Origin of the sequence: Kitasatospora purpeofusca, from assembly GCF_000718025.1 — a bacterium.
Lineage (GTDB): Bacteria > Actinomycetota > Actinomycetes > Streptomycetales > Streptomycetaceae > Kitasatospora > Kitasatospora purpeofusca.
This window is the reverse complement of sequence record NZ_JODS01000003.1, coordinates 214,203-226,800: the sequence shown is the minus strand read 5'-3', so window position 1 is coordinate 226,800 and position 12,598 is coordinate 214,203. Positions and strand designations below refer to the sequence as shown.

The following is a 12,598-nucleotide window of genomic DNA, read 5'->3' as shown; positions in this document are numbered from 1 at the left end:
CGGATCAGGCGGACAGGCTGGTGCGGCCCTTGCCACGGCGGGCAGCCAGGATGGCGCGGCCGGCGCGGGTACGCATACGCAGCCGGAAGCCGTGGGTCTTCGCGCGACGACGGTTGTTCGGCTGGAAGGTGCGCTTGCTCACTCGGGGGCTCCTGAGGTGAATCGTAGGATGACGGGTGATCGCTTGGCCGTCACCGTGCGTCCGCGTGATCTCCCCGATTACGGAAATCCGGCCCATCACCCCAGTTCGGCTGGGGTTCGGGGCAATCCACGGCGCCCGTGCTGCGCGCCTTATGGAGCGGGAGGACCCGCGGACATGCGGCAGCGGCCATCGACAACTCGACCTGGTTACGGTACGCGGGACGGGGCACGAGGGTCAAACCAGCCGCCTGGAGGCGGTTTGCCCACAGCCTGTGGACAACGACTTGATCCCGCTCTGTTCGCTGACTACCGTTGCAGGACTTGTCTGGTTTGTTCATTGGAAAGCGTGCACCAGTGGCTGATGTCAACAGCGACCTCGTCCCGGTCTGGGCGAGAGTCGTAGAGCGGCTGGTCGGCGACCCGGACATCGGGGAGATGGACAAGCAGTGGGTGGAGCGCACCCAGCCGATGTGGATGATGCACGACACCGCCCTGCTGGCGGCCCCGAACGAGCGGGCCAAGCAGGTGCTGGAGGGACGGCTGCTGCCGCAGCTGACCGAGGCGCTCTCCCGCGAGCTGGGCCGCCCGGTGCGGATCGCCGTGATGGTCGACGCCAACGCGATGCCGAACATGCCCGCTCCCGCCGCCCAGGCACCCGTGGAGCCGTACCCGAGCCCCTCCGGCCACGACGATCACGACGAGCCGGACGACCGGCACGACGACCGCCGTCGGCACGACGACCGGCACCGCCAGGACGACCGGCAGCGGCAGGACGAGCGCCAAGGGCAGGACGAGGGCCACTACGGCGGCCCCGGCTACCCGCGCCCCTACCAGTCCGACTACGACCGGCCCCGCTACGACACCGGCGGCTACGAGCAGCGCCCCGCGCCCTACGGCAGCCCGGCGGCCGGCCAGGTCTGGCCCGGCTACCAGGAGCAGCAGCCCGGCTACCGCGAGCCCGACGAGCCGGTGGACCGGCCCGCGCCGAGGGCCCTGCCCCCGTCCTCGACCACCCAGGGCGACCTCTTCGGCGGCGCCTACGGCCCCGGCCCCGGCGAGCACCCGCGGACCGCCTCCGGCCGCCGCGGTCCCGGCGGGCGCCCCGCCCAGCGCCCGGACAGGGCTCCGGCCGAGCGCGCCACCGACCGGCCGGCGGTACCGGGGGTCCCCCCGCCGCCCGGCGCACCGCCCGCCGGCGGGTCCCGCAAGGACGAGCCGGCCGCCCGGCTGAACCCCAAGTACCTCTTCGACACCTTCGTCATCGGCGCCAGCAACCGCTTCGCGCACGCGGCGGCGGTGGCGGTCGCCGAGGCCCCGGCCAAGGCGTACAACCCGCTCTTCATCTACGGCGAGTCCGGGCTGGGCAAGACCCACCTGCTGCACGCCATCGGGCACTACTCGCGCAGCCTCTTCCCGGGCACCCGGGTGCGGTACGTGTCCTCGGAGGAGTTCACCAACGAGTTCATCAACTCGATCCGGGACGGCAAGGCGGACACCTTCCGCAAGCGCTACCGGGACATGGACATCCTGCTCGTGGACGACGTGCAGTTCCTGGCGAGCAAGGAGTCCACGCAGGAGGAGTTCTTCCACACCTTCAACACCCTGCACAACGCCAACAAGCAGATCGTGCTCTCCTCCGACCGGCCGCCGAAGCTGCTGACCACGCTGGAGGACCGGCTGCGCAACCGCTTCGAGTGGGGGCTGATCACCGACGTCACCCCGCCGGAGCTGGAGACCCGGATCGCGATCCTGCGCAAGAAGGCGATCCAGGAGCAACTCAACGCCCCGGCCGACGTGCTGGAGTTCATCGCGTCCCGGATCACCCGGAACATCCGGGAGCTGGAGGGGGCCCTGATCCGGGTCACCGCCTTCGCCAACCTCAACCGGGCGCCGGTCGACCTGGAGCTGGCCGGGATCGTCCTCAAGGACCTCATCCCCGGCGGTGACGAGGACGCCGGGCCGGAGATCACCGCCCAGGTGATCATGCAGCAGACCGCGGCCTACTTCGGCCTCGGTGTGGACGACCTCTGCGGATCCTCGCGCAGCCGGGTGCTGGTGACGGCCCGCCAGATCGCCATGTACCTCTGCCGCGAGCTGACCGACCTCTCGCTGCCGAAGATCGGCGCGCAGTTCGGCGGCCGCGACCACACCACGGTGATGCACGCGGACCGCAAGATCCGCTCGCTGATGGCGGAGCGGCGCTCGATCTACAACCAGGTCACCGAGCTCACCAACCGCATCAAGAGCTGACTTCCGGCCCGTCCGCGGGGACGGGTGCCGGATGGCCGGAAAAGGGCGTCAGGAGCGATCCTGACGCCCTTTCGGCATATCCACAGGTGTGCGTCGCCGACCGGCGGGGCAGGGATGCCGGTGACGGACGCTCCGCCAGTCCGCCGCCCGCACCGAACATCTGACCAGGGATTCGAACGCCCGGGGTGTGCGAGGCCGAAATCCACAGGCCGGACGGGTTCTCCACTGTCCACAGGGCCGATGGCCGGAAGTTATCCAGAATTCCTCCACAGGGCGGCCGCCGCTACGCTCTTCCGCGCAGGTCAGGTGCCTGTGGACTTGTGCACAACGGTTATCCACAGGCTGTGGACAATTGGCGGCCCGTCACTGGGCCGTCCGGGTTGTCCACCGGTTGTCCCCAGGAAGAGGGGGTTGTCCCCAGGTTGTCCACAGCTGTGTCCACAGTTCGACAACCTTCTGCGGACGTTCATACCCAGGTGTGAAAGGCGTCACGAAAAGTTGACCGGGGCCCGTGGATAACCGGGGCCGGATCTGGGGACGGAGCTGGGGATAACCTGTGGATACCCAGCGTGCCCTGTGGGTAACGCTCCGCCGTCCACAGCGGGCCGTGTTCGTCCACAGCCGCCATCCACATGTCCTGTGGACAAAAAACCGGGCCTGACCTGCTAAAACAGGGTTATCCACGGTTTCCACAGGCCCTACTACTACCACTACACCTATAGACCCATCGACTTGCTCAAAAGCAGGTGGGCTCGAAATCTGTGGACAACCGGGCCCCGACATCCGTTCGAGTTGCTTCCGCCCGTCTGCCCCGTCTGTCGGTGGAGTACGTCAGACTGTCCTCGGCGACTGGAAGCGGAGCGGCGGAGCTCGGTGGACAGCCGCGGCGAAGACCAAGATCAGAAGAACCAGACGTGCGAGCGGGAGCGCTCGATCCAGGAGGCGGTTACCGGTGAAGTTCCGGGTGGAGCGTGACGTCCTCGCGGAGGCGGTGGCCTGGGCTGCTCGCAGCCTCCCGGCACGGCCGCCGGTGCCGGTGCTGGCCGGCCTGCTGCTGACGGCGCAGGACGGCAGCCTGGCCCTGTCCGGCTTCGACTACGAGGTCTCGGCCCGGGTCGGGCTGGAGGCCGACATCGAGGAGCCCGGAACCGTGCTGGTCTCCGGCCGGCTGCTCAACGACATCTCGCGCAACCTGCCCAACCGGCCGGTGGAGATCTCCACCGACGGCCAGCGGGTCAGCGTGGTCTGCGGGAGCTCCCGGTTCACCCTGCCGACCCTCCCGGTGGACGAGTACCCGGCCCTGCCGGCGATGCCGACCGCGACCGGCACCGTCCCGGGCGACGTGTTCGCCTCCGCGGTCAGCCAGGCCGCCGTGGCCGCCGGCCGCGACGACACCCTGCCGGTGCTCACCGGTGTGCGGGTCGAGATCGAGGGCGACCGGATCACCCTGGCCGCCACCGACCGCTACCGCTTCGCGGTCCGCGAGCTGATGTGGAAGCCCGAGCAGTCCGACATCTCGGCGGTCGCCCTGGTCCCGGCCAAGACCCTGCAGGACATCGCCAAGTCCCTGGGCAGCGGCGACAGCGTCTCCATCGCGCTCTCCTCGGGCGGCGCGGGCGAGGGCCTGATCGGCTTCGAGGGCGCCGGCCGGCGGACCACCACCCGGCTGCTGGAGGGCGAGTTCCCCAAGTACCGCAGCCTCTTCCCGACCGAGTTCAACGCGATCGCGGCGATCCAGACCCAGCCCTTCCTGGAGGCGCTCAAGCGCGTCTCCCTGGTGGCCGAGCGCAACACCCCGGTCCGGCTGAACTTCGAGGAGGGCGTGCTCACCCTGGAGGCCGGCTCCGGCGACGACGCCCAGGCCACCGAGCGGATCGACGCCTCCCTGGAGGGCGACGCCATCTCGATCGCCTTCAACCCGGGCTACCTGGAGGAGGGCCTCAAGGCCATCGACTCCCCCTTCGCCCAGCTGAGCTTCACCACCCCGACCAAGCCCGCGCTGCTCAGCGGCAAGGCCGCGGTGGACGCCGAGGCCGACGAGGCCTACCAGTACCTGATCATGCCGGTCCGCCTCTCCGGCTGAGCCCGGGAGACCCGGCCGGACGCTCCGGCCGGGTCCGCGCACCGGCCGGCTTCCGGTCCGCCGGGCCGTTCGCCCACAGCCCTGTGAACAAACCTGTGGAAGCCTCCCCCGGTCGGCCCCGATCGCGGGGAGGCGCCCGCGCTCCAGCACGTAGGCTCAAGGAGGCGCGGCAACGGCGCCGCCCGCAGAGACGTCACCACAGGTAAGGATTTGGCTATGGAGCTCGGCCTCATCGGTCTCGGCAAGATGGGCGGCAACATGCGCGAGCGGATCCGCCGCGCCGGCCACACCGTCATCGGCTACGACCGCAACCCCGACATCTCCGACGTCGAGAGCCTCCAGGAGCTGGTCTCCAAGCTGCAGGGCCCGCGCGTCGTCTGGGTCATGGTCCCGGCCGGCGCCGCCACCCAGGCCACCGTGGACGAGCTGTCCGAGCTGCTGTCCCCCGGTGACGTGGTCGTCGACGGCGGGAACTCCCGCTGGACCGACGACATCAAGCACGCCGAGGCGCTGGCCGCCAAGGGCATCGGCTTCGTCGACTGCGGTGTGTCCGGCGGCGTCTGGGGCCTGGAGAACGGCTACGCGCTGATGTACGGCGGCGACGCCGAGCACGTGGCCCTGGCCAAGCCGGTCTTCGACGCGCTCAAGCCCGAGGGCGACTTCGGCTCGGTGCACGCGGGCGCGGTCGGCGCCGGCCACTTCGCCAAGATGGTCCACAACGGCATCGAGTACGCGATGATGCAGGCCTTCGCCGAGGGCTGGGAGCTGCTGGAGGCCGCCCCCGAGGTGACCGACGTCCGCGAGGTCTTCCGCAGTTGGCAGGAGGGCACCGTGATCCGCTCCTGGCTGCTCGACCTGGCCGTCCGCGCCCTGGACGACGACGAGCACCTGGCCAAGCTCAAGGGCTGGGCCGCCGACTCCGGCGAGGGCCGCTGGACCGTCGAGGCCGCGATCGACCACGCCGTCCCGCTGCCGGCGATCACCGCCTCGCTGTTCGCGCGCTTCGCCTCCCGTCAGGACGACTCGCCGCAGATGAAGATGATCGCCGCGCTGCGCAACCAGTTCGGCGGCCACGCGGTCGAGTCGAAGTAGTCCCGAAGCTTCTCCACAGGTCCCGAGGCTTCTCCACAGAAGGCGAGCGCAGTCCACCGCCATGCACGTCGCGCACCTGTCGCTCGCCGACTTCCGCTCCTACGCCCGGGCCGAGGTTCCCCTCGACCCGGGCGTGACGGCGTTCGTCGGCCCCAACGGCCAGGGCAAGACCAATCTGGTCGAGGCGGTCGGCTACGTCGCCACCCTGGGCAGCCACCGGGTCGCCACCGACGCCCCGCTGATCCGGCTGGGCGCCGAGAGCGCCGTGATCCGCACCTCGGTGGTCGACCGGGGGCGCTCCACCCTGGTCGAGCTGGAGATCACTCCGGGCAAGGCCAACCGGGCCCGGATCAACCGCTCCGACAACGTCCGCCCGCGCGATGTGCTGGGCCTGCTGCGCACCGTGCTGTTCGCCCCCGAGGACCTCGCCCTGGTCAAGGGCGACCCGGGGGAGCGCCGGCGCTTCCTGGACGAGCTGCTGACCGCCCGCGCGCCCCGGCTGGCCGGGGTCCGGCAGGACTACGAGCGGGTGCTCAAGCAGCGCAACGCCCTCCTGAAGACCGCCGCGATGGCCCGCAGGGCCGGTGGCGGCAAGGGCGCCGACCTCTCCACCCTGGAGGTCTGGGACGGCCATCTGGCCCGGGCCGGCGCCGAGCTCACCGCCTTCCGCCTGCAGCTGGTGGCGTCCCTCCAGCCGCTGGTCTCGGCCGCCTACGGGCAGCTCGCGCCGGGCGGCGGCGACACCGCGCTGGAGTACCGCAGCTCCTTCGAGGGCGAGCTGCCGACCAGCCGCGAGGAGGCCGAGGAGCAGCTGCTCCAGGCCCTGCGGACGGTCCACAAGCAGGAGGTCGACCGGGGGATCACCCTGGTCGGCCCGCACCGGGACGAGCTGGTGCTCAAGCTCGGCCCGCTGCCCGCCAAGGGCTACGCCAGCCACGGCGAGTCCTGGTCGTTCGCGCTGGCGCTGCGGCTGGCCTCGTACGAGCTGCTGCGCTCGGACGGGGGAGAGCCGGTGCTGATCCTGGACGACGTCTTCGCCGAGCTGGACGCCGCCCGCCGCGACCGGCTGGCCGAGCTGGTGGCCGGCGGCGAGCAGGTGCTGGTCACCGCGGCGGTCGCCGAGGACGTGCCGAAGGCGCTGGCCGGGGCCCGGTACACGGTCGCCGACGGCGCGGTCCAGCGCGTCACCGCCTGACCCCGCCCTCCGCCTGACCCCGGCCCCACGCGGGTCTCCCCCGCCCGCCGAGGGCCGCCGCGGCCGGTCCCGGACGGCTCCCCACGACACCCACCCGCGCCGCCCGGGCCCGTCCGGCTCCCGTACGCTGGACGGCTCACCGTTGTCCACAGGGTGGGGATAAGGAGATCGCCGTGAGCGAGTCGGCGGAGCACCCCGGGCCGACCGGTGCCGATCTGGCGCGTTCGGCGCTGCGGGCGGCCCGGGCGCAGGCCCGCCAGCGCGGTGAGCAGGTCCGCGAGAAGCGCGAGGCGAAGCGGACCGGCCTGCGCAGCGGGGCCCGCTCGGACGGTCGTGACCCGGTGCCGCTGGGGGCGGCGCTCAACCGGCTGCTGACCGAGCGGGGCTGGGAGTCCTCGGCGGCGGTCGGCGGGGTGATGGGCCGCTGGCCGCAGATCGTCGGGCCCGACATCGCCGCGCACTGCACCCCGACCGCCTACGACGACGAGGCGGCGGTGCTCACCGTGCAGTGCGACTCCACCGCCTGGGCGACCCAACTGCGCTGGCTGGCACGGCAGTTGGTGGCCCGCCTGAACCACGAGCTGGGCCACGGCACGGTGCGCACGATCAAGGTGCTCGGCCCGGCCGCCCCGGTGCGGGGCTACGGCCGGCTGCGCGCTCCCGGCAGCAAGGGGCCGGGTGACACCTGGGGGTGACCCCGGAGGGTGCCGGGAAGGAGCGGACCGTAATCCTCCGGAACCCCTGACGGCCCTTCCAGGCGCTCTGAGCCCCCCGGGCGAGTATCGGGACATGTCCCGAGGGGATTCAGGGCGGCATTTCTGCCCTCAGAGGCTGCCAAACGCCCATCGATGTCAGTCGTACCGGTAGACTGAAGGGCAAACACTGTTGCTAGTGGCAACCGAGTCGAAACGCCGTGGTCGCACGCCCGCCCGTAGGGGAGCGGGGATGTGCGGCCCGTGCTGTGCCAGAGAGGGCGCTTCGTGGCCGATTCCGGCAACCCCAGCCAGATCCCAGACCAGACCGACCAGGCCGAGAGGTCGTACGACGCCAGCGCCATCCAGGTGCTGGAGGGCCTCGACGCCGTCCGCAAGCGCCCCGGCATGTACATCGGCTCCACCGGCGAGCGCGGCCTGCACCACCTGGTGCAGGAGATCGTGGACAACTCCGTCGACGAGGCGATGGCCGGGCACGCGGACACCATCAACGTGTCGCTCCTGGCCGACGGCGGAGTCCGTGTGGTCGACAACGGCCGAGGCATCCCGGTCGGCATCATGCCGGGCCAGGGCAAGCCCGCCGTCGAGGTCGTGCTGACGGTCCTGCACGCGGGTGGCAAGTTCGGCAACGGCGGCTACGCGGTCTCCGGCGGTCTGCACGGCGTCGGCGTCTCGGTGGTGAACGCGCTGTCCACGCGCCTCGCCGTGGAGATCCACACCGACGGCCACCGCTGGACGCAGGAGTACAAGGTCGGCGCGCCGACCGCCCCGCTGTCGCAGCACGAGGCCACCGAGCGCACCGGCACCAGCGTCACCTTCTGGGCCGACCCGGACATCTTCGAGACCACGGTCTACTCCTTCGAGACGCTCTCCCGGCGCTTCCAGGAGATGGCGTTCCTCAACAAGGGCCTGACCATCGCCCTGACCGACGAGCGCCCCGAGCACGTCGACGAGGAGGGCAAGCCGCTCTCCGTCACCTACAAGTACGACGGCGGCATCGCCGACTTCGTCGCCCACCTCAACTCCCGCAAGGGCGAGGTGATCCACCCCTCGGTGATCGACTTCGAGGCGGAGGACAAGGACAAGGCGATCTCGGTCGAGGTCGCCATGCAGTGGAACTCCTCGTACACCGAGGGGGTCTACTCCTTCGCCAACACGATCCACACCCACGGCGGCGGTACCCACGAGGAGGGCTTCCGCGCCGCGCTGACCGGCCTGGTCAACCGCTACGCGCGGGACAAGAAGCTGCTCCGGGAGAAGGACGACAACCTCTCCGGCGAGGACATCCGCGAGGGCCTGACCGCGATCATCTCGGTCAAGCTCGGCGAGCCGCAGTTCGAGGGCCAGACCAAGGACAAGCTCGGCAACACCGAGGCGAAGACCTTCGTCCAGCGGGTGGTGCACGAGCAGCTGAACGACTGGCTGGACCGCAACCCCAACGAGGCCGCGGACATCATCCGCAAGTCCATCCAGGCCGCCACCGCGCGCGTCGCCGCCCGCAAGGCCCGCGACCTCACCCGCCGCAAGGGCCTGCTGGAGTCCGCCTCGCTGCCGGGCAAGCTCAGCGACTGCCAGTCCAAGGACCCGTCCGAGTGCGAGATCTTCATCGTCGAGGGTGACTCCGCCGGCGGCTCGGCCAAGCAGGGCCGCGACCCGCGCACCCAGGCCATCCTGCCGATCCGCGGCAAGATCCTGAACGTCGAGAAGGCCCGGATCGACAAGGTGCTGCAGAACACCGAGGTCCAGGCGCTGATCTCGGCCTTCGGCTGCGGCATCCAGGAGGACTACGACGAGTCCAAGCTGCGGTACCACAAGATCGTGCTGATGGCCGACGCCGACGTCGACGGACAGCACATCCGCACCCTGCTGCTGACCCTGCTGTTCCGCTTCATGCGGCCGCTGGTCGAGTCGGGCTACGTGTACCTCGCGATGCCGCCGCTGTACAAGATCAAGTGGGGCAAGGACGACTTCGAGTACGCCTACTCCGACCGCGAGCGCGACGCCGTGATCGCGGCGGGCGTCGAGGCCGGGCGCCGGCTGCCCAAGGACGACGCGATCCAGCGCTTCAAGGGTCTCGGCGAGATGAACGCCGAGGAGCTCCGGGTCACCACCATGGACGCCGAGCACCGCCTGCTGCTCCAGGTCACCCTGGAGGACGCCGCCCGCGCCGACGAACTGTTCTCGGTCCTGATGGGCGAGGACGTCGAGGCCCGCCGCTCCTTCATCCAGCGCAACGCCAAGGACGTCCGCTTCCTGGACGTGTGACGCCTGCCCCGCAGGCCCCGCACGTACCAGTCCGCGTGAAAGGAAACTGACCACCAGTGGTCGACGACAACCGTCCCGACGGCGAGCAGCCCGAGACTCCCGAGGCCGCCACCACGGCGACCATGCGCATCGAGCCGGTCGAGCTCGAGACCGAGATGCAGCGCTCGTACCTCGACTACGCGATGAGCGTGATCGTCAGCCGGGCGCTGCCCGAGGTGCGCGACGGCCTGAAGCCGGTCCACCGCCGGGTGCTGTACGCGATGTACGACGGGGGCTACCGCCCCGAGAAGGGCTACTACAAGTGCGCCCGCGTCGTCGGCGACGTGATGGGCAACTACCACCCGCACGGTGACACCTCGATCTACGACACCGTGGTGCGGCTGGCCCAGCCGTGGTCGCTGCGGATGCCGCTGGTCGACGGCAACGGCAACTTCGGCTCCCCGGGCAACGACCCGGCGGCCGCCATGCGCTACACCGAGTGCAAGATGGCGCCGCTGGCCATGGAGATGATGCGCGACATCGACGAGGAGACCGTCGACTTCGCCGCCAACTACGACGGCCGCTCGCAGGAGCCGACCGTCCTGCCGGCCCGCATCCCCAACCTGCTGGTCAACGGTGCCACCGGCATCGCGGTCGGCATGGCCACCAACATCCCGCCGCACAACCTCCGCGAGGTCGCCTCCGGCGCGCTCTGGGCGCTGGAGCACCCGGACGCCTCCAACGAGGAGCTGCTGGAGGCCCTGATCGAGCGGATCAAGGGCCCGGACTTCCCCACCGGCGCGCTGATCGTCGGCCACCGCGGCATCAACGACTACTTCCGCACCGGCCGCGGCTCGGTCACCATGCGGGCCGTGGTCGAGGTCGAGGAGATCCAGGGCCGCCAGTGCCTGGTCATCACCGAGCTGCCGTACCAGGTCAACCCGGACAACCTCGCGCTGAAGATCGCCGACCTGGTCAAGGACGGCCGGGTCGCCGGCATCGCGGACGTCCGCGACGAGTCCTCGTCCCGCACCGGCACCCGCCTGGTGGTCGTGCTCAAGCGCGACGCGGTCGCCAAGGTCGTGCTGAACAACCTCTACAAGCACACCGAGCTGCAGACCAACTTCGGCGCCAACATGCTGGCCCTGGTCGACGGCGTGCCGCGCACGCTGTCGCTCGACGCCTTCATCCGGCACTGGGTCAACCACCAGGTCGAGGTCATCGTCCGGCGCACCACCTTCCGCCTGCGCAAGGCGGAGGAGCGCGCCCACATCCTGCGCGCCCTGCTCAAGGCCCTCGACCTGATCGACGAGGTCATCGCGCTGATCCGGGCCTCGGCCAGCGCCGACGCCGCCCGCAGCGGCCTGATGCAGCTGCTCTCGATCGACGAGCTCCAGGCCAACGCGATCCTGGAGATGCAGCTGCGCCGGCTGGCCGCCCTGGAGCGCCAGCGGATCATGGACGAGCACGACGAGCTGCAGCGCAAGATCGACGAGTACAACGCGATCCTCGCCTCGCCGGTCCGCCAGCGCGAGATCATCTCCGAGGAGCTCACCGCGATCGTCGAGAAGTACGGCGACGAGCGGCGCTCGACCCTGATCCCCTCCGACGGCGACCTCTCGATCGAGGACCTCATCGCCGAGGAGGACATCGTCGTCACGATCACCCGCGGCGGCTACGTCAAGCGCACCCGCTCCGACCTCTACCGCTCGCAGAAGCGCGGCGGCAAGGGCGTGCGCGGCGCCCAGCTCAAGCAGGACGACATCGTCGACCACTTCTTCGTGACGACGACCCACAACTGGATCCTGTTCTTCACCAACAAGGGCCGGGTCTACCGCGCCAAGGGCTACGAGCTCCCGGACGCCGGGCGCGACGCCCGCGGCCAGCACGTGGCCAACCTGCTGGCCTTCCAGCCGGACGAGCACATCGCCCAGGTGATGGCCGTCCGCACCTACGAGGACAAGCCCTACCTCGTCCTCGCCACCCGGGCCGGCCTGGTGAAGAAGTCCCCGCTCAAGGACTACGACTCCCCGCGCTCCGGCGGTCTGATCGCGATCAACCTGCGCCAGGACGACGAGGGCCGGGACGACGAGCTGATCGGCGCCGAGCTGGTCTCCGCCGCGGACGACCTGCTGCTGGTCTCCAAGAAGGCGCAGTCGATCCGCTTCACCGCGACCGACGACGCGCTGCGCCCGACCGGGCGCGCCACCTCGGGCGTCAAGGGCATGTCCTTCCGCGAGGACGACGAACTGCTCTCGATGAACGTGGTCCGCCCGGACACCTACGTCTTCACCGCGACCGACGGCGGCTACGCCAAGCGGACCGGTGTGGACGAGTACCGTGTCCAGGGACGCGGCGGCTACGGCACCAAGGCGGCGAAGATCGTCGAAGGCCGGGGCTCGCTGGTCGGCGCCCTCGTCGTGGACGAGAGCGACGAGATCATGGCGATCACCCTGTCCGGTGGGGTGATCCGTACGAGGGTTTCCGAGGTTCGTGAAACCGGACGTGACACCATGGGCGTCCAACTGATCAACCTCGGTAAGCGCGATGCGGTCGTGGGCATGGCCCGCAACGCGGAGGCCGAGGACGAGGAGTCGGTCGAGGACGAGGTGGCCATCGAGGCCACCGGGTCCACCGAGGTGGCCGAGGGTACGGGAACGGCGCCGGGCGAGCAGACCGCCCAGGCCTGACCTCGTACCGCGTCGGCCGGTACCGTCACGTCCGTGCATTCGTGCGCGACGTGCCGGTACCGGCCGACGACCAGTACCGGGCAATCCCGCCGGGCGCTGGATGACGAGTGACGAAGCAGGGCGGTGCGGCCGCCCTGGTGGGAAGTGCGGGAGGACCAGTGAGTGGAGCCACGGGTGCTGCGGGAGGAGC

General features: G+C 70.5%; 7 protein-coding genes and 1 pseudogene. 7 read left to right on the top strand and 1 reads right to left on the bottom strand.

The annotated features are described in order from the left end of the window. Window positions 1-4: 4 nt before the first annotated feature. A complete protein-coding gene (gene rpmH / locus IF01_RS0107050; RefSeq protein WP_030392420.1) occupies window positions 5-142 on the bottom strand; it encodes a 50S ribosomal protein L34 in 138 nt (45 codons plus the stop codon). A 353-nt stretch (window positions 143-495) separates the two neighbouring features. Here rpmH and dnaA point away from each other — a divergent pair, with 353 nt between their 5' ends. The 7 genes and pseudogenes from dnaA (at window position 496) to gyrA (ending at window position 12,408) form a co-directional block, all read left to right on the top strand. After that, window positions 496-2,391, top strand: coding sequence for a chromosomal replication initiator protein DnaA (gene dnaA, locus IF01_RS0107045; protein WP_030392419.1), 1,896 nt, complete (start codon window positions 496-498; stop codon window positions 2,389-2,391). 952 nt (window positions 2,392-3,343) lie between these two features. Then, window positions 3,344-4,474, top strand: a complete 1,131-nt coding sequence (gene dnaN, locus IF01_RS0107040; protein ID WP_030392418.1) for a DNA polymerase III subunit beta — start codon at window positions 3,344-3,346, stop codon at window positions 4,472-4,474. A gap of 195 nt (window positions 4,475-4,669) precedes the next feature. After that, a pseudogene (gnd, locus tag IF01_RS0107035) lies at window positions 4,670-5,566 on the top strand (phosphogluconate dehydrogenase (NAD(+)-dependent, decarboxylating)); the annotation flags it as partial. Between the two features lie 61 nt (window positions 5,567-5,627). Continuing rightward, window positions 5,628-6,761: a DNA replication/repair protein RecF gene (recF, locus tag IF01_RS0107030; protein ID WP_030392416.1), complete on the top strand. Its 1,134-nt coding sequence runs from the start codon at window positions 5,628-5,630 to the stop codon at window positions 6,759-6,761. A gap of 173 nt (window positions 6,762-6,934) precedes the next feature. Beyond that, on the top strand, window positions 6,935-7,456 hold the full coding sequence (locus tag IF01_RS0107025) for a DciA family protein (protein WP_030392415.1): 522 nt from the start codon (window positions 6,935-6,937) through the stop codon (window positions 7,454-7,456). A 261-nt stretch (window positions 7,457-7,717) separates the two neighbouring features. Continuing rightward, window positions 7,718-9,739: a DNA topoisomerase (ATP-hydrolyzing) subunit B gene (gene gyrB, locus IF01_RS0107020; protein ID WP_030392414.1), complete on the top strand. Its 2,022-nt coding sequence runs from the start codon at window positions 7,718-7,720 to the stop codon at window positions 9,737-9,739. 122 nt (window positions 9,740-9,861) lie between these two features. After that, a complete protein-coding gene (gene gyrA, locus IF01_RS0107015) occupies window positions 9,862-12,408 on the top strand; it encodes a DNA gyrase subunit A (protein WP_051740705.1) in 2,547 nt (848 codons plus the stop codon). Window positions 12,409-12,598: the final 190 nt, after the last annotated feature.